Annotated in this window: 16 protein-coding genes and 1 riboswitch; of the genes, 10 read left to right on the top strand and 6 right to left on the bottom strand. The window is 72.5% G+C overall.

Annotated elements, in window-relative coordinates; all coding sequences use genetic code 11:
• Nucleotides 1–86 precede the first annotated feature (86 nt).
• Entirely contained in the window at nt 87–512 is a 426-nt protein-coding gene (arfB, locus tag ACIQCH_RS20050; protein WP_402582567.1) for an alternative ribosome rescue aminoacyl-tRNA hydrolase ArfB, read from the top strand.
• Between the two features lie 34 nt (nt 513–546).
• Here the strand turns inward: arfB and ACIQCH_RS20055 are convergent, their stop codons facing one another.
• A complete protein-coding gene (locus tag ACIQCH_RS20055) occupies nt 547–1059 on the bottom strand; it encodes a flavin reductase family protein (protein ID WP_402582632.1) in 513 nt (170 codons plus the stop codon).
• 376 nt (nt 1060–1435) lie between these two features.
• On the opposite strand from ACIQCH_RS20055, the gene cdgB reads away from it, so the two are divergent.
• A complete protein-coding gene (gene cdgB, locus ACIQCH_RS20060; RefSeq protein WP_402582569.1) occupies nt 1436–3151 on the top strand; it encodes a diguanylate cyclase CdgB in 1716 nt (571 codons plus the stop codon).
• A 193-nt stretch (nt 3152–3344) separates the two neighbouring features.
• On the top strand, nt 3345–4340 hold the full coding sequence (locus ACIQCH_RS20065; RefSeq protein ID WP_402582571.1) for a CBM35 domain-containing protein: 996 nt from the start codon (nt 3345–3347) through the stop codon (nt 4338–4340).
• A 42-nt stretch (nt 4341–4382) separates the two neighbouring features.
• On the opposite strand, the gene ACIQCH_RS20070 is transcribed toward ACIQCH_RS20065, so the two are convergent.
• From ACIQCH_RS20070 to ACIQCH_RS20080, 3 genes are all read right to left on the bottom strand, one after another.
• Entirely contained in the window at nt 4383–5303 is a 921-nt protein-coding gene (locus tag ACIQCH_RS20070) for a 1-phosphofructokinase family hexose kinase (RefSeq protein WP_402582573.1), read from the bottom strand.
• 189 nt (nt 5304–5492) lie between these two features.
• Complete coding sequence (gene nagA / locus ACIQCH_RS20075) at nt 5493–6644, bottom strand: N-acetylglucosamine-6-phosphate deacetylase (protein WP_402582575.1); 1152 nt, start codon at nt 6642–6644, stop codon at nt 5493–5495.
• Entirely contained in the window at nt 6644–7576 is a 933-nt protein-coding gene (locus ACIQCH_RS20080) for an ROK family protein (RefSeq protein WP_402582633.1), read from the bottom strand. The genes nagA and ACIQCH_RS20080 overlap by 1 nt, the downstream gene beginning before the upstream one ends.
• 186 nt (nt 7577–7762) lie before the next feature.
• Here ACIQCH_RS20080 and ACIQCH_RS20085 point away from each other — a divergent pair, with 186 nt between their 5' ends.
• From ACIQCH_RS20085 to otsB, 3 genes are all read left to right on the top strand, one after another.
• Nucleotides 7763–9034, top strand: a complete 1272-nt coding sequence (locus ACIQCH_RS20085) for an ABC transporter substrate-binding protein (RefSeq protein ID WP_402582577.1) — start codon at nt 7763–7765, stop codon at nt 9032–9034.
• A 100-nt stretch (nt 9035–9134) separates the two neighbouring features.
• Nucleotides 9135–9386: a DUF3263 domain-containing protein gene (locus ACIQCH_RS20090; RefSeq protein WP_030210144.1), complete on the top strand. Its 252-nt coding sequence runs from the start codon at nt 9135–9137 to the stop codon at nt 9384–9386.
• A 109-nt stretch (nt 9387–9495) separates the two neighbouring features.
• Nucleotides 9496–10341 (top strand): trehalose-phosphatase, encoded by an 846-nt coding sequence (gene otsB / locus ACIQCH_RS20095; protein ID WP_402582579.1) that lies wholly within the window; start codon nt 9496–9498, stop codon nt 10339–10341.
• A 196-nt stretch (nt 10342–10537) separates the two neighbouring features.
• Here the strand turns inward: otsB and ACIQCH_RS20100 are convergent, their stop codons facing one another.
• Together ACIQCH_RS20100 and ACIQCH_RS20105 are read right to left on the bottom strand one after the other, a co-directional pair.
• Complete coding sequence (locus ACIQCH_RS20100) at nt 10538–12037, bottom strand: trehalose-6-phosphate synthase (protein WP_402582581.1); 1500 nt, start codon at nt 12035–12037, stop codon at nt 10538–10540.
• 9 nt (nt 12038–12046) lie between these two features.
• Complete coding sequence (locus ACIQCH_RS20105) at nt 12047–13027, bottom strand: glucosyl-3-phosphoglycerate synthase (RefSeq protein WP_402582583.1); 981 nt, start codon at nt 13025–13027, stop codon at nt 12047–12049.
• Between the two features lie 164 nt (nt 13028–13191).
• Nucleotides 13192–13341: riboswitch (SAM riboswitch) on the top strand.
• On the opposite strand from ACIQCH_RS20105, the gene thrC reads away from it, so the two are divergent.
• The 4 genes from thrC (at nt 13335) to groL (ending at nt 17617) form a co-directional block, all read left to right on the top strand.
• Nucleotides 13335–14636 (top strand): threonine synthase, encoded by a 1302-nt coding sequence (thrC, locus tag ACIQCH_RS20110; RefSeq protein WP_402582635.1) that lies wholly within the window; start codon nt 13335–13337, stop codon nt 14634–14636. It overlaps the preceding riboswitch by 7 nt.
• Nucleotides 14637–14677: 41 nt before the next feature.
• A complete protein-coding gene (locus ACIQCH_RS20115; RefSeq protein WP_402582585.1) occupies nt 14678–14956 on the top strand; it encodes a MoaD/ThiS family protein in 279 nt (92 codons plus the stop codon).
• A 454-nt stretch (nt 14957–15410) separates the two neighbouring features.
• The gene (locus ACIQCH_RS20120; RefSeq protein WP_030209932.1) at nt 15411–15611 is read left to right on the top strand and encodes a cold-shock protein; all 201 of its coding nucleotides are present in this window, start codon (nt 15411–15413) and stop codon (nt 15609–15611) included.
• Between the two features lie 386 nt (nt 15612–15997).
• Nucleotides 15998–17617 carry a chaperonin GroEL gene (gene groL, locus ACIQCH_RS20125; RefSeq protein ID WP_402582587.1) on the top strand — a complete coding sequence of 540 codons (1620 nt, stop codon included), beginning with the start codon at nt 15998–16000 and terminating at the stop codon, nt 17615–17617.
• The last annotated feature ends 84 nt before the right edge of the window (nt 17618–17701 follow it).

The raw sequence follows: 17701 nt of genomic DNA on the forward strand, positions 1-17701 counted from the left end.
CGTACGGACGCCAGGGGGTGGAACCGGGTGACGGGCCGGGGCAAAACCGGGTGACGGGCCGCGGGCCGGGACGGGATGATGGGGCCATGTCCGGTCCCCACGTCATCCGCGGTTCCGTCGTCCTTCCGGAGGCGGAGCTCCAGTGGCGTTTCTCGCGCTCCTCCGGGCCCGGCGGCCAGCACGTCAACACCTCCGACTCGGCCGCCGAGGTGCTGTTCGACCTCGCCGCCACCGAGGCGCTGCCGGAGGTCTGGAAGCGGCGGGCGCTGGAGCGCCTGGCCTCCCGCCTCACCGGCGGCGTCGTCGCCGTACGCGCCTCCGAGCACCGCTCGCAGTGGCGCAACCGCGAGATGGCCCTGGTCCGGCTCGCCTCGCTGCTGGCGGAGGCGACCGCCCCGCCGCCCAAGCCGCGCCGTGCCACGAAGATCCCCCGCGGCATCAACGAGCGTCGGCTGCGCGAGAAGAAGGCCCGCTCCGAGACGAAGCGCGGCCGCAGCGGCCGCGATTGGTAGCGCCCCCTCGGTGGGGCGCGCCCGGTGCGGGGCGTCAGTTCCCCAGCTGCCGGTAGCGGCCCCGGAAGTACGTCAGCGGGCCGCCCTCGACGGGGGGCACCTGCGCCCGCAGCACCCGGCCGATCACCAGGGTGTGGTCGCCGGCCGGCACCCGTGACTCCGTACGGCACTCGAGCGTGGCCAGTGCGCCGCCCATCAGCGGTGCCCCGCACAGCTCGCCCCGCGCGTACGGCAGGTCGGCGAACAGCAGCCGGTCGCTGATCCGCCCCTTCATCGCGAACCGCCCGGCCACGTGCCGCTGGGCCTCGGAGAGCAGCGACACCCCCCACAGGGGCTGCTCGTCCAGCAGGTCGTCCATCCGTGAGCCCTCGCGCAGGCTCACCAGGACCAGCGGCGGGTCCAGGGAGACGGACATGAAGGCGGTGGCGGTCATGCCGACGTCCTCGCCGCGCGGACCGCCCTCCGCCAGCGGCGGCTCCTGGGCCGTGACCAGCACCACGCCCGCGGCCAGCCGGGACATCGCGGCGCGGAACTCCTCATCGCTCACCCCTTCAGCATGAGGGGTGGCGGGGGTCGGCGGGCCGACCGGGGCGGCGGGGGTCTCGGGTCTCGTCTTCAGCACGCCACAGACGCTAGTGTCGGCCCCCGCCCGCCACATCGGGCCCCGGTCGGAGGCGTCCGGACGTCCGTCCTAGGTCCGGCGGCGTATCGTTTGCCGCCGGGAACGAGGGGGAGCGGTCGACGCTCCGGCGCCCCTTACCCTGGAGCACTCTTCATCTCATGTGACTTGAGTCACAGAGGGCAAGATTTGTTGACCCTGTGTACCGGCGGAACAGCTCACTGTGATTCAGTGGATGGGACACCGCAACGAAACGACGATGACGAACCTGGAGTTGCTGTCGAGGTCTCGGGGAGAGCGAGCGATGGAGACCGAGTCGGAGCCGTACGTCCGTCTTGCGACCCTGCGGCAGCTGCACCAGGTGGTGGCCGAGCTGAACACGGCCAGGAGCCTGGCCGACACTCTGCAGACGGTCGTGGACGGCATTGTCGTGGGCCTCGGCTACGAGCTCGCCTGCGTCAATCTCGTACGCCCCGACGGCGACCTCGTCGTCGCCGCCTTCGCGGGTGACGCCTCTGCCGAGGCCCTGATCACCGGCCGCGTCGGCTCCCGCGCCTCCTGGGAGCGCCGCCTGTCCATGGGCGAGGCCTGGGACGGCCTGCGGTTCATCCCGCACACCGAGGGCTGGGTCCTCATCGAGGACGACGTGCCCCAGTGGCACACCGACGGACCCGATCCGCGCTTCGAGGACGAGTGGCACCCCGAGGACCGGCTCTACGCCCCCATGTATGCGTCCGGCGGGGAACTTCTGGGTGTCATTTCGGTGGACAGACCGCGCAACGGCCGCCGCCCCGGCGCCTGGGGCCGCGAGGCACTGCAGATGTACGCCTTCCAGGCGGGCATTGCGATCAGCAACGCACGACTGCGCGCGAACATGCAACGGGCCCTGGTCCGGCTGGAGCGCGAACAGCAGGCGCTGCGGGCCAGCGAGGAGTCGTTCCGGCAGGCCTTCGAGTACGCCCCCAGCGGCATGGCCATCGCCGAGATGGGCGGCGACCAGCACGGCCGGCTGCTGCGCACCAACGACGCCCTGTGCCGGCTGCTCGGCCGCCCGGCCTCCGTACTGCGCCGCTACTCCTTCTCCGACCTCGTCCACCCCGAGGACATCGGCACCCTGCTGCGCACCTCCGCCGAGGGCGGCCGCGCCGAGCTGCGGCTGGGCCGCCGGGACGGCACGTACGTGTGGGTCAGCCTGCGCAACTCGGTGGTCGCGGACGCCGCTGACGGGCCGCGCTTCCTCCTCACCCACGTCGAGGACATCGAGGAGCGCAAGCGGCACGAGCTCCAGCTCGCCCACCGGGCCAGCCACGACTCCCTGACCGGCCTGCCCAACAGCGCCGAGCTGCGGGCCCGGCTCTCGGCCCGGCTGTGCCGGCGGCCCCAGTCGGTGCGGGCGAGCGCGGTGGAGGCCCTGGACGCCGCCTACGACGGCCGCCCGGAGGAGGCCCTGACCGGCGAGCACGGCTTCCCGGCGGCCGACCACGGGTTCCCGGGGGCCGGCGAGCACGGCTTCCAGGGAGACGCCTACGCCGACCCCTTCGACCTGTCCGCCAACGCCGACCCGGGCCCGTACGACCACCACGTGCACACCGTGGCCCCGGCCACCGACATCGACGACGGGACCAAGGGGCTCGCGGTCCTCTTCTGCGACCTCGACGGCTTCAAGTCGATCAACGACCGGTTCGGCCACCACACGGGTGACGCGGTGCTCATCGAGGTGGCCCGCCGCCTGACCACGGGCGTGCGCGACGGCGACACGGTCGCCCGGCTGGGCGGTGACGAGTTCGTGGTCCTCGCCGACGGGCTGGGCGCGGCGGACGCGGCCGATCTCGCGGTGCGGCTGCGCAACGCGATCATCCCGCCGATCCGGGTGGACGGGCGGGCGGTCCGGGTCGGCGCGAGCTTCGGCATCGGCTGGGCCAGCTGCGGGATGTCGGCCGACGAGGTGCTGCGTTCGGCGGACCAACGCATGTACATCGAGAAGAGGTCGCGGTCCAAGGCCCACCGCAGGGCGGGCTGACGGCGGGGCAGATCGGACGGCCGTGCTGCCCGCAGGGGCTTGACATGTGTCACAGGTCTGTCCCAACGGGGTGGAACGAAGGCTTCCACCGTCCCGAATCGGGCCCGTGAAGGACGGTCGGGACACCGGGAGCCGCCCGGGAGAGCGCCTGTTCGAGGTAGGCTCCCACGGGTCGAAAGGATGTGGACCCGCGATGACGCCCGCGAACAACGGCCCGAACAACGGCGCCCCTGCTGCCGATGACGACGACCCGTTCGGTTACCTCTACGCGGACGGCAAAGCCAACGGCGCAGCACCACCCGCCCAGGGCGGCGGTTACGGCTACCCCGGCCCGGGCGGCCAGCAGCCCGGCGTGCCGCGCACCTCGTACAACCAGGTCCGCACGGTCGGCGAGCGCCAGTACGGCGGCCAGCGGCCGGTGCCGCAGCAGCAGCCGCACCAGCCCCACTACCCGGCCCCGGAGACGCTCCAGTCCGGCTACGGCGTGCCGCCGCAGCAGTCGTACGGCCAGCAGCCCCCGCAGCACCAGGCCCCGCACGGCGGGCACGGCGGCGGCTCCAGCCGGCGCGGTCTGCTGATCGGCGCCGTCGCGGTGGTCGGCGCCGTCGTCATCGGCATCAGTGTGGCGATCATCACGGGCAACAAGGACAAGGACAAGGGCACCGACGCGAACGCCCCCAGCGACAAGGTCACCCAGGCCCCGGCGACCCCCGGCAAGGACGGCGGCTCCGACTCGGACTCCGACTCCGACTCGGGCTCCGGCGAGCTGCCGAAGGCCGACGCCGCCTCCGGCAAGGGCCTCGCCCTCGCGGGCGGCGCCACCGTCCAGAACACGGTCCCCGGCGCCAAGGGCAAGAACGGCCAGTACGTCGGCGGCTTCAACGCGACCGGCGCGTCGGTGACGTGGACGGTCGACGTCAAGGAGGCCGGCAAGTACGTGCTGCACATGACGTACGCCGTTCCGGGGACGGACGCCAACGCCACGCTGACGATCAACGGCCAGGCCCAGATCCGCGCGATCAACATGAAGAACTGGGCGAAGGGTCCGGCCGGCGACTACGAGAAGGGCTGGACCAACACCTACTCGAACATCGAGCTGAACAAGGGGACCAACACCGTCAAGGTCTCCTGCGAGCAGGGCAACTCCTGCGACGCGCTCATCGACCAGCTCTGGATCGCCACCAGCTAGCGGCACCCGGCCCGCCCGGCGGGCCGTCCTCCCGGATCCCTGCTAACCGACCGTCACCCTGACGTCGGGGAGCAGGGATTCGTACGTCGACGGGTCGAACTCGCCGGCGGTGCGGGAGCGGACGGTGGCGGCGGAGAGGGCGACGGCGCGCGTGAGGCGGTTCGGCCAGTCGAGGTCCTCGGCGAGGGCCGACAGGAGGCCCGCGACCGCGGAGTCCCCGGCGCCGGTGGGGTTGCCGGCGACGGCGTACGGCGGGGCGGCCTGCCAGGTGCCCTGCGGGGTGACCGCGAGCAGGCCGGCCGGGCCGAGGGAGGTCACCACCGCGTGGGCGCCCCGGCGGCGGGCGTCGCGGGTGGCGGGCAGCGGGTCGCAGGACCCGGTCAGCTCCGCGAGCTCGGCCGCGTTCGGCTTGATGAGCTCCGGGCGGGCCGCCACCCCGCGCCGCAGGGCCTCCCCGCTGGTGTCCAGCAGGACCGGCGTCCCGGCCGCCCGGGCGGCCCGCACCAACTGCGCGTACGCGCCCACCGGCACGCCCGGCGGCAGGCTGCCGCACAGCGCCACCGCGCGGGCGGTGGCCGCCAGCTCGGCGTAGCGCTCGAGGAAGGCGGCCCACTCGGCGGCCGAGACCACCGGCCCGGCCTCGTTGAACTGGGTGGTGTCCCCGGTGGTTTCGTCGACCACGGCGAGCGTGCGCCGGGTGGTGCCGGCGCAGGGGACGAACGCGTCGGTGACGGCCGGCGTCCCGCTGGCCAGCCCCTCGCGCACCAGCGCCCCGGTACGTCCGCCCAGGAAGCCGGTGGCCGTGACCTCGTGGCCGAGCGCGGCCAGCACCCGGGCCACGTTGACGCCCTTGCCGCCCGGCCGCTCGGCCACGTCCGTGACCCGGTGCGAGGCGTGCGGATGCAGCCGCGGAACGTGGTACGTGACGTCGAGCGCCGCGTTCAGCGTGACGGTAAGGATCATCGGTGCACCCCCAAGAGACAGCCCCCAGGGGCGGGATCATGCCTTACGGAGGGTGCCGGCGCCCAGTACCCCGGCGCAGGTCCGTGGCCCGGTACCGCGCCCGGCCGAGCGGTCCACCGGGCCTGGCCGAGCGGCCGGCCGGGCTGCGCAGTTCGGTCCTGCGCGCCCGGCCGGTCCGCCGTGCGGCCGTCAGGCGCGCGGGTCCACCACCCACTCGCCGCGTCGCATGACGCCCTTGAGCCCGAACTCCGCGTCGAGCACGACGAGGTCGGCGTACTTGCCCGGCTCCAGCGAGCCCACCCGGTCGTACAGGCCCAGCAGCCGAGCCGGGTTGGCGGAGATCGCCTGGACCACGGACTCCACCGGCAGCCGGTCGATGGTGACGGACCGCTTGAAGGCGGTGTCCAGCGTCAGGGTCGAGCCCGCGATGGAGCCGCCCTCGACCAGCCGGGCCACGCCCTCCTTGACCTCGACCTCCAACGGGCCCAGGTGGTAGGTGCCGTCGCCGAAGCCGGCCGCGTCCATGGCGTCGGTGATCAGTGCGACCCGCTCGGGCCCCTTGTGGTGGAAGGCCAGCTCGACGGTGGCGGGGTGCAGGTGGGTGCCGTCGTTGATCAGCTCGACGGTGATCCGCTCGTCCTCCAGCAGGGCCGCGATCGGGCCCGGGGTGCGGTGGTTCAGCGTCGGCATGGCGTTGAACAGGTGCGTGGCCACGGTCGCGCCCGCGTCGATGGCCTCGACCGTCTGCTCGTACGAGGCGTCGGTGTGCCCGATCGCGGCGATCACCCCGTGCTCGGCGAGCAGCCGTACCGACTCCAGGCCGCCGGGCAGCTCGGTGGCCAGGGTGACCATCCGCGCCGTGCCGTGCGCGGCGTCGATCAGCTTGCGCACCTCGGCGGGGTCGGGGTCGCGCAGCAGGTCCTCCTTGTGCGCGCCCTTGCGGCACGGGGAGATGAACGGCCCCTCGAAGTGGACGCCCGCCAGGTCGCCCTGCTGCACCAGCTCCGCCAGCAGCGCGGCCCGTCGGGCCAGTTCGTCCAGCTCGCCGGTGACGGTCGAGGCGACCAGGGTGGTGGTGCCGTGCTCGCGGTGCGTGCGGACGCCGCGCAGCACCTCCTCGGGCGTGCCGGAGGTGAAGGAGGCGCCGCCGCCGCCGTGGTTGTGCATGTCGACGAAGCCGGGCACCACCCAGTGGCCGGACAGGTCGACCACCGGCGCGTCCTGGGGGGCGCTGCCCGCGATGCGGTCGCCCGCCACGATCACGCGGCCGTTCTCGACGGTCCCCGTGGGCAGCACCACCCTGGCGCCGGAGAGAACGGTGCTGACTGCGCTTGCGCCCATCAGGCGGATACCTCCGTGGCGAGTAGGTCCCAGGCGAGCAGACCCGCGCCCAGGCAGCCGGCGGTGTCCCCGAGGGCCGCCGGCACGATGTCGGGCAGCCGCTGGAACGTCACGCGTTCCTTCACGGCCGTCCGCAGCGGTGTGAACAAGGTTTCCCCCGCCTCGGCGAGCCCGCCACCGATGATGAGCGTGCGCGGGTCCAGCAGGGTGAGGGCGGTGACCAGGCCGTCGGCGAGGGCGCCCACGGCCCCGTCCCAGACGGCCGCGGCCCGCGCGTCACCCGAGGCCACGGCCTTGGCGCAGTCCGCCGCGTCCGCCTCCGGGTCGCCGCTGGCGGCCGCCCAGGCGCGGCTGACCGCCGAGGCGGAGGCCAGGGTCTCCAGGCAGCCGCGCTGGCCGCAGCCGCACTGCGGGCCGCCCGGGCGGACGACGACGTGGCCGATCTCGCCGGCGTACCCGTGGGCGCCGGCCTCGATCCGGCCGGCGATGCCGATGGCGCCCGCGATGCCCGTACCGAGCGGGACGAACAGGAACCGGTCCGCACCGCGGCCGGCACCGATGCGGCCCTCGGCCAGGCCGCCGGTGCGCACGTCGTGGCCCAGGGCCACCGGGATCCCGTCGAGGCGGGCGCTGAGCAGCTCCCGCATCGGTACGTCGCGCCAGCCGAGGTTCGCCGCGTACACGGCGACGCCGCGCTCGGCGTCGACGATGCCCGGCACGGCGACGCCGGCGGCCTCGGCGGGGCGCCCGTACTGCCGGCGGCCGAGGGCGCCGAGCTCCGCGGCGAAGTCCAGGATCGACTCGACGACGGCCTCGGGGCCGCGCTCGCGGCCGGTGGCGCGCCGTGCCTCGTGCAGCAGCGTGCCGTCCGCCCCGACGAGGGCGGCCTTCATCCCGGTGCCGCCCACATCGAGGGCGATGACGTGTTTCACGGGTTTCACAGGGACAGTCTCGCGTGGGGGAGAGGAAAGGTCTAGTCCACTGAGGAGGGATTGTTGACCGGCCATACAAATAGGGGGCCTTGGGGTGGCCCTCGTGTGAAGGCGGCGTGAGGAGTGGTGTAGACCTTACGGGTACAGGACAAGTGGAACGACGGATTCGTGAGACTGAGGACTCCCTTGACGACGCGCCTGAGCCGGGCCCTGGCGGCCGCCGGCACCGCTCTCTGCCTTACCGCGACGCTCGCCGGCTGCGGGGGCCTCGCCAGTGACAACGACGTCACCCTCAAGGTCGTGGCGGCCGACTACGGCGACGGTGACGCGAACTCCTCCATCGGGTACTGGAATGACCTCGCGGCCGCCTTCACCGCCGACCACCCCGGCATCAAGGTCGAGGTGAGCGTCTACTCCTGGGAGGAGGTCGACGCCAAGGTCGCGGAGATGGTCGAGAAGGGCGAGGCCCCCGACGTCGCGCAGATCGGCGCGTACGCCGACTACGCCGCCGACGGCAAGCTCTACACCGCCGACGAGCTGCTGTCGGTGGCCACCCAGGCCGACTTCCTCGGACCCCTCGCGGACGCGGGCAAGGTCAAGCGCGTCCAGTACGGCATGCCGTTCGTCTCCTCCACGCGCCTGCTCTTCTACAACAAGAAGCTCTTCAAGAAGGCCGGCATCGCGGACGAGCCCAGGAGCTGGGACGACCTCGAGGCCGACGCCAAGAAGCTCAAGGGCACCGCCAAGACCCCGTTCGCGCTGCCGCTGGGCCGCGAGGAGGCCCAGGCCGAGACCATGCAGTGGCTGCTGGCCGGTGGCGGCGGCTACACCGACAGCGACGAGGCGTACGCGATCGACTCCGCCGAGAACGTCAAGACCTTCGACTGGCTGCGCGAGCACCTCTACGAGCCCGGCCTCACGGGGCCGGTCGCGCCGTGGAAGCTCAACCGCCAGGACGCCTTCGACGCCTTCGCCCGCGGCGAGGTCGGCATGGTCAACGGCCACCCCAAGCTCATGAAGGAGGCCGCGGACAAGGGCGTCGACTTCGGCATGGTCCCGCTGCCGACGGCCGACGGGCGCGACAAGCCGGCCATGGGCGTCGCCGACTGGGTGATGGCCTTCAAGAACGGCCACCGCAAGGAGACCGGCCAGTTCCTCGACTTCGTCTACGACGCGAAGAACGTGACCCGCTTCACGAACACCTACGGCCTGCTGCCCGTCACCACCAGCGGCTACCGCGCGATGAGCGCGAGCACCGCACCGGCCCAGGCCCGGTTGAAGACCTTCCTGGCCGCGCTGCCGAACGCCCGGCTCTACCCCGTCGGCAAGAAGTCCTGGGCCGGCGTCAGCGAGAACATCAAGACGACCGTCGGCAAGTCCCTGGCCGACGCCAAGGGCCCGGCCAAGACGCTGGAGGCCATCGCCTCGGCCGCCCGCCAGGCCGACCAGACCCGCTAGCGGCCACCGGGTGGGCGGCCCCGCCGCCCGGCCGGACCGGCCCGAGGAGACCGCCCGGCCCCGGCCGGGCGGTGTCGGTGCGCGGCGATAGTGTGCAGGTATGACGGACCACGGCGCGGCGGGCGGCACGCTCTCGGAGCGGGAGGCCGCCGTGCTCGCGTACGAGGGGCGCAGCTGGCCCGGCCCGGGTGCCAAGGAGCGCGCGATACGCGAGGGCCTCGGCATGTCGCCGGTCCGCTACTACCAGCTGCTCAACGCCCTCCTCGACGACCCCAGGGCCCTGGAACACGCCCCCGCCACGGTCAACCGCCTCCGCCGCATCCGCGCCGCCCGCCGCACGGCCCGCCGCTGACGCAGCGGCGCCGGGCCCGCCTCCGCCGCGGCCCCGGCCCGCACCGTCGCGACCACGGAGGCGGCCGGAACCGCCCCGCCCGGCGCCCGGCGCCGGTAGGGTCGGACCCATGGGGAGCCCACCGCACGACCTGCCGAAGCCCACCACGACCGCCGGCCGCGACGCGCTCGACGCGCTGCTGCGAGACCCGGCCGGAACCGTCGTCGCCCTCGACTTCGACGGCACCCTCGCCGAGATCGTCCCCGACCCCGACCTGGCCCGCGCCCACCCCGGTGCCGTGCCCGCCCTCGCCGCCCTCGCCCCGCACGTCGGCTCCGTGGCCGTGATCACCGGCCGCCCGGCGGGCGTGGCCGTCCGCTACGGCGGCTTCGCGGGCGTACCCGGCCTGGAGCGCCTGACCGTCCTCGGTCACTACGGCGCCGAACGCTGGGACGCCGTCTCCGGCACCGTCCAGGCCCCCGCGCCGCACCCCGGCGTGGCCGGCGTACGCGCCGAGCTGCCCGGTTTCCTTGACGGGATCGGGGCCTGGCACGGCACCTGGATCGAGGAGAAGGGCCGGTCCGTGGCGGTGCACACGCGCCGGGCCGCCGACCCCCAGCGCGCGTTCGAGTCCCTGCGCGAGCCGCTGGCCGAGCTGGCCGCCCGGCACGGCCTCATCGTCGAGCCCGGCCGCGCCGTGCTGGAGCTGCGCCCGCCGGGCATGGACAAGGGCGTCGCACTCGCCGAGTACCTGGCCGAGACCGGAGCCAGGTCGGTCCTCTACGCCGGCGACGACCTGGGAGACCTCGCGGCGTTCTCGGCCGTCGAGAAGCTGCGGTCGGAGGGGCGGCCGGGACTGCTGGTGTGCAGCGGCAGCGCGGAGGTCGTCGAGCTCGCCGAGCGGGCGGACCTGGTGCTCGACGGGCCGGCGGCGGTGGTCGAGTTCCTGGCGGGGTTGGCCGCGGCGGTCGGGTAGGTCCGGGGGCGTGGTGCGTGGGGCCCCTCGCCTCTTGACCCGTCGTGGCCTGCAGGCCCTGCGGCAGGCCCACCCCTGGGGCAAGGGGCCTCCGGCCCTGGCCTTCGGCCACCCCAGGCCCGGGCCTGCCTCCGGACCAGCCTGCCACGACGCCTCAAGAGGCTCCCCCACACACCACGACTGTGGCTGCGAGGCGCTACGGGCCCTCGGACCCGGGCGCGTCGGTGAGCAGCGCGTCCAGCTGGTCGGCGAACCAGCGGGCCGGCGGCAGTGCCACCGCCGCCGCGGCCAGCCGCTTCGTACGGTCCGCCCGCTCCGCGTCGCCCATCGACAGCGCCTCGTGCAGGGCCGCGGCCGTCGCCGAGACGTCGTACGGGTTCACCGTCAGCGCGTCCTCGCGGAGCTCCCCGTACGCGCCCGCGCCCGTCGACAGCACCAGCGCGCAGCCGCGCTCCGAGACCACCGGGATCTCCTTGGCGACCAGGTTCATGCCGTCCCGCAGCGGGTTGATCAGGGCGACGTCGGCCAGCCGGTACGCCGCCAGAGAGCGCGGGAAGTCGTCCTGCACCGAGACCAGCACCGGCACCCAGTCCGCCGTGCCGAACTCGTCGTTGATGTCCGCGGCGAGCGTGGCGACCGCCGCCGTGTACTCCCGGTAGACCGCCAGGTCCTGGCGGGAGGGGTAGGCGGAGGCCAGGTGCACCACCCGGCCGCGCCACTCCGGACGCTTCCGCAGCAGCTCCCGGTAGGCCAGCAGGCCGCGCACGATGTTCTTCGACAGCTCGGTGCGGTCCACCCGGACGATCGTCTTCCGGTCCCCCACCTCGGCGCGCAGCGCGGCCAGCTTCCCGTCCACCTCCGGCCGGTGCGCCAGCGCCCGCAGCTCGTCGCCGTCCACGCCCAGCGGGCGCGCCATCACGCGCGTGCGGCGCCGCGGACCGCCGCCCCGGCGGTGCGCGACGCCCCGCCAGGGGTCACCGGTGGGGCAGACGGGGTCGGCCACCCCACCGGGGCCGTCGAGCTGGGCGCCGGACATGAACGCCGACGCCCACGCCCACGTGTGGAACCCCAGCTCGTCCGCCCCGAGCATCCCCCACACCAGCTCCTCGCGGACGTCGTCCGGCAGCATGGCCAGCTGGTCGGCCGAGGCCCACGGGGTGTGCGTGAAGTGCCCGATCCGCAGGTCGGGGCGGGCCTGCCGGAGCAGGCCCGGGGCCAGGGAGAGGTGGTAGTCCTGGATCAGCACGGCCGCGCCGGGCGCCGCCCGCGCCGCCAGCACGTCCGCGAAGGCCCGGTTGTACTCGCGGTACGACGCCCAGCGGCGCCGGAACTCCGCGTCGAAGACGGGCTCGCGCGGGACGTCGTACAGGCCGTGGTGGGTGAACCACAGGACCGAGTTCGCGATCCCGTTGTACGCGTCGTCGTAGACGGCCGGGTCGATCTCCAGCATCCGGACCCCGGGCTCGGACACCCCGCGCCGCACCGCCTCCCGGTCGCCCGGCCCCAGCGCCGCGCACACCCACAGCGATCCGGGGTGCTCGGCGAGCGCGGCCGACAGGCCGGAGACCAGGCCGCCCCCGCCGCGGCGGGCACTGAGCGTGCCGTCCTCGGCGAGGGCGTACGAGAGGGGGCCGCGGTTCGCCGCGACGAGCACGCGCGGGGGTGCGGAATGGTCCTTGGATGCCTCGGAAGCCATGCCGCGAACCTAGCCCGCCTCGCGCCCGCTCAAACGTGTGTACTCCTCGATTTCGACCATCGGGGGGCGCTCCTCGGTGTCCACGGCGTAGGTCCGCGGCTCGAAGCCGGACTCGCCCCGCTCGAACTGCGTCAGCACCGGCCGTACGAGGTGCCCGCGGGAGAGCCGCAGCTGCGCGGTCCGGTAGATCGCCGCCGCCATCCGCCCCAGGGCCTGCCCGTCCTGGTGCCGGTGCACCCGTACGCCGACGTCCACCTGGGCCAGCGCGTCCAGCCCCACCGTGTGCAGCGCGTCCACCAGCAGTCCCAGCTCCACCCCGTACCCCACCGGGAACGGCAGCCGCTCCAGCAGCGAGCGGCGCACCGCGTACTCGCCGCCCAGCGGCTGCACGAAGCCGGCCAGCTGCGGCCAGTGCAGGTTGAGCAGTGGCCGGGCCACCAGCTCGGTCACCCGCCCGCCCTGACCGGTCCGGCCCGCGGCGACCGAGTCGAGGTCGGCGCTGCCGAGCGGACGGTCGTACATCGCCTTGACGAACTGCACCTCGGGCTCGGTCAGCAGCGGCCCGACGATCCCGGACACGAAGTCCGCCGAGAAGTCGCGCAGGTCCGCGTCCACGAAGCACACGATGTCGCCGGAGGTCACCAGCAGCGACCGCCACAGCACCTCGCCCTTGCCCGGCAGGGCGGGTATCCGGGGCAGGATCGCGTCCCGGTGCACCACGCGCGCACCCGCCTTGGCCGCCACCTCGGCCGTACGGTCGGTCGAGCCCGAGTCGACGACGACCAGCTCGTCCACGAGCGGCACGCCCTCGACCAGTTCGCGCCGGATCGTCTCGACGATGTCCCCGACCGTGGCCTCCTCGTCGAGGGCGGGCAGCACCACGCTGACCGTGCTGCCCGTCGCCCGTTTGGCCGCCACCAGCTGGTCGAGCGTGCGGTCGGCCGCCGACCAGGACCGACCGGCGAGCCAGCGCTCCACCTCTTCCAGCACGCGGATCCCCTCGCTCGTCGATGCCTTCGGCGATCCCCGTCGGGTGATCGCCATCTCGCCGTTCGGACGGAACCTTCCGCCTCCCGGCCCTTCGGTTACAGTCTTGAACAACGCGGATGACCATCGCATGTCGGGGGTCGAATGCCGCGTTGACAATCGAATACCGCTCATCCAGAGGGGCAGAGGGACACGGCCCGTTGAAGCCCCGGCAACCCTCCAGCCGGTCTCGTGCGCACCGTCGCGCCGCGAGGCTCCCGGCTAGGGAAGGTGCCAATTCCGTCTCATGGCGACGTCCGCCATGGGGAAGATGAGGAGAAAGGGCCTCGCCATCATGGCTGCACAGTCTGCTACCCCCGCCCAGGTCGACCTCGGTCCCGCCACCGCGCTCTCCTGTCGCGAATGCGGGACGCGCTTCGACCTCGGTCCCATTTTCGCCTGTGTCGAGTGTTTCGGTCCTCTCGAGGTGGCCTACGAGCTGCCCGTCGGCGACCCGGAGACCCTGCGCAAGGCCATCGAGTCCGGTCCGAACAACATCTGGCGCTACGCCCCGCTGCTGCCCGTCCCCGCCGACGTGGCCGACAAGCCGAGCCTGAACCCCGGCTTCACCAAGCTGGTCGACGCGCAGAACCTGGCCGCCGCGCTGGGCATCACCGGCAAGCTGTACGTCAAGGACGACTCCGGCAACCCGACGCACTCCTTCAAGGACCGCGTCGTCGCGATCGCCGTCGAGGCCGCCCGCGCCTTCGGCTTCACCACCCTGTCCTGCTCCTCCACCGGCAACCTCGCCGGCGCCGTGGGCGCCGCGGCCGCCCGGGCCGGCTTCCGCTCCTGCGTGTTCATCCCGCACGACCTGGAGCAGGGCAAGGTCGTCATGGCCGCCGTCTACGGCGGCGACCTGGTCGGCATCGAGGGCAACTACGACGACGTCAACCGCTTCTGCTCCGAGCTCATCGGCGACCCGCTGGGCGAGGGCTGGGGCTTCGTGAACGTCAACCTGCGCCCGTACTACGGCGAGGGCTCGAAGACCCTGGCGTACGAGATCTGCGAGCAGCTCGGCTGGCAGCTGCCCGACCAGATCGTCGTCCCGATCGCCTCCGGCTCCCAGCTCACCAAGATCGACAAGGGTCTGCAGGAGCTCATCAAGCTCGGCCTGGTCGAGGACAAGCCGTACAAGATCTTCGGCGCCCAGGCCGAGGGCTGCTCCCCGGTCTCCACCGCCTTCAAGGCCGGGCACGAGGTGGTCCGCCCGCAGAAGCCGAACACCATCGCCAAGTCCCTCGCGATCGGCAACCCCGCCGACGGCCCGTACGTGCTCGACATCGCCCGCCGCACCGGCGGCTACGTGGAGGACGTGAACGACGAGCAGGTCGTGGACGCCATCGGGCTGCTCGCCCGGACGGAGGGCATCTTCGCCGAGACGGCGGGTGGCGTGACCGTCGGTGTCACGAAGAAGCTGATCGACAACGGTGTACTGGACCCGACCCTGACCACGGTCGTCCTCAACACCGGCGACGGCCTCAAGACCCTGGAAGCGGTCTCCGGCACCGGCCAGACCGCGACCATCCGCCCGAGCCTGGACGCGTTCCGCGCCGCCGGCCTGGCCTCCTGACCACCCCTGCACCCCCGTACCTCCCGGAAGGCGACAAGCGCATGAGCGTCAACGTCCGCATCCCCACCATCCTCCGCACCTACACCGGCGGCCAGGCCGAGGTGCCCGCCGAGGGCGCGACCCTCGCCGAGGTCATCGGCTCCCTGGAGCAGGCCCACCCGGGCATCGCCGCCCGCGTGCTGGACGACCAGGGCAAGCTGCGCCGCTTCGTGAACGTGTACGTGAACGACGACGACGTGCGCTTCGAGGGCGGTCTGGAGGCTCCGACGCCGGACGGCGCGGGCATCTCGATCATCCCGGCCGTCGCCGGCGGCTGCTGAGACCCTCGAAGTCGAACCCTTCTGTTAATCGAAAGTCCGTCGAATGTCCGTGGCCAGTCGATAAATGCTGCACGTGCAGTCCATAGAATCGCCCCCTCCGCAAAAAGCGGAGGGGGCGATTCTGGTTGGTTGCGCGCGGTAGGGTTGGGGTAGCCCCCCTCGCCGTTCATGCCATACGCATATGAGCGGGCGCCGCGATGGTCGACATCGGGTCAACCTGCGTGTGCGATATGGGCTGTTGGCGTGTTTCATCCGGCCCGAATTGCCCCCCGATGCCGTGACTCCTGGGGCTATTTGCCGATATCAGGGTGTCCTGAATTCTCGTCGGAATGACCTGTTGCAGACAGCGTCCATGCAGATACATTCAGCCGCGGTCGGCGCGTTACGGCGCAAGGTCTGACCCGGGTCCGCGAAGTGCGGATCCGCGCAAGGGCCAGTAATAGGGGAGTTAGGCATGGCTCAGGGCACCGTCAAGTGGTTCAACGCGGAGAAGGGCTACGGCTTCATCGCGGTCGACGGTGGTGCGGACGTCTTCGTCCACTACAGCGCGATCCAGATGGACGGGTACCGCACCCTTGAAGAAGGTCAGCGAGTCGAGTTCGAGATCTCGCAGGGCCAGAAGGGTCCGCAGGCGGACATGGTCAAGCTGGCCTAAGCCGCGCGCGAGCGACCGCACGACGCATACGGCCGAGGGGCCCGCATCCCGTGAGGGAGGCGGGCCCCTCGCGCGCGTCCGGGCCCCCGCGGCGCGCGCGGGCGAGTCGGCGGGACGGGGCGGCCGGAGCGCGGCGGCGGGGCGCGGGAGGGGCGGCCGACGGTGCGTCAGGGGTGGCCCGCTTCGCGAGAGCCGCTTGCACTCGAGGGTGCCGAGTGCTAATCATTGGCGTTAGCACTCTCCGGGTGAGAGTGATAAAGACGAGGATCGGGTCGGTGAGGCCCGCAGGCCTGGCGGGAAGGAACTGCCAGGCACGCAGGCCGTCCGTCGCGGGCGCCAGACGCGGTCCCGGAGCAATCCACCCCAGTCCGGGAGGACCACTTCACATGGCCAAGATCATTGCGTTCGACGAGGAGGCCCGGCGCGGTCTCGAGCGCGGGATGAACCAGCTCGCCGACGCCGTCAAGGTCACCCTTGGCCCCAAGGGTCGCAACGTCGTCCTTGAGAAGAAGTGGGGTGCCCCCACGATCACCAACGATGGTGTCTCCATCGCCAAGGAGATCGAGCTCGAGGACCCGTACGAGAAGATCGGCGCCGAGCTGGTCAAGGAAGTCGCCAAGAAGACGGACGACGTCGCCGGTGACGGTACGACCACCGCGACCGTCCTCGCCCAGGCGCTCGTCCGCGAGGGCCTGCGCAACGTGGCCGCCGGCGCCAACCCGATCGGCCTGAAGCGCGGCATCGAGAAGGCCGTCGAGGCCGTCTCCGGCGCCCTGCTCGACCAGGCGAAGGAGGTCGAGACGAAGGAGCAGATCGCCTCCACCGCCTCCATCTCCGCCGCCGACACCCAGATCGGCGAGCTCATCGCCGAGGCGATGGACAAGGTCGGCAAGGAAGGCGTCATCACGGTCGAGGAGTCCCAGACCTTCGGTCTGGAGCTCGAGCTCACCGAGGGCATGCGCTTCGACAAGGGCTACATCTCGGCGTACTTCGCCACCGACATGGAGCGTATGGAGGCCTCGCTCGAGGACCCGTACATCCTGATCGTCAACTCCAAGGTCAGCAACGTGAAGGACCTCCTTCCGCTGCTGGAGAAGGTCATGCAGTCCGGCAAGCCGCTGCTGATCATCGCCGAGGACGTCGAGGGCGAGGCCCTGTCGACCCTGGTCGTCAACAAGATCCGCGGCACCTTCCGCTCCGTCGCGGTCAAGGCCCCGGGCTTCGGCGACCGCCGCAAGGCCATGCTGGGCGACATCGCCATCCTCACCGGTGGCACGGTCATCTCCGAGGAGGTCGGCCTCAAGCTCGAGAACGCCGGTCTCGACCTGCTCGGCCGCGCCCGCAAGGTCGTCATCACCAAGGACGAGACCACGATCGTCGACGGTGCCGGTGACAGCGACCAGGTCCAGGGTCGTGTCAACCAGATCCGCGCCGAGATCGAGAACTCCGACTCGGACTACGACCGCGAGAAGCTGCAGGAGCGCCTGGCGAAGCTCGCCGGTGGCGTGGCGGTCATCAAGGCCGGTGCCGCGACCGAGGTCGAGCTCAAGGAGCGCAAGCACCGCATCGAGGACGCCGTCCGCAACGCGAAGGCCGCCGTCGAGGAGGGCATCGTCGCCGGTGGTGGCGTGGCCCTGCTGCAGGCCTCCCAGGTCTTCGAGAAGCTGGAGCTCGAGGGCGACGAGGCCGTCGGCGCCGCCGCCGTCAAGCTGGCGCTCGAGGCCCCGCTGAAGCAGATCGCCGTCAACGCCGGCCTCGAGGGTGGCGTCGTGGTGGAGAAGGTGCGCAACCTGGCCGTCGGCCACGGTCTGAACGCCGCCTCCGGCGAGTACGTCGACATGATCGCCGAGGGCATCATCGACCCCGCGAAGGTGACCCGTTCCGCGCTGCAGAACGCCGCCTCCATCGCCGGTCTGTTCCTGACCACCGAGGCCGTCATCGCCGACAAGCCGGAGAAGGCCGCGGCCGCTCCGGGCGGCATGCCGGGCGGTGACATGGACTTCTGATCGACCTGAGGGCCGATCGGTAGATCCCGAGCAGTACGCCGAGGGCGGCACCCCCATGGGGGTGCCGCCCTCGGGCGTTGTACG

It is taken from the genome of Streptomyces sp. NPDC093225 (assembly GCF_044753805.1).
GTDB lineage: Bacteria > Actinomycetota > Actinomycetes > Streptomycetales > Streptomycetaceae > Streptomyces.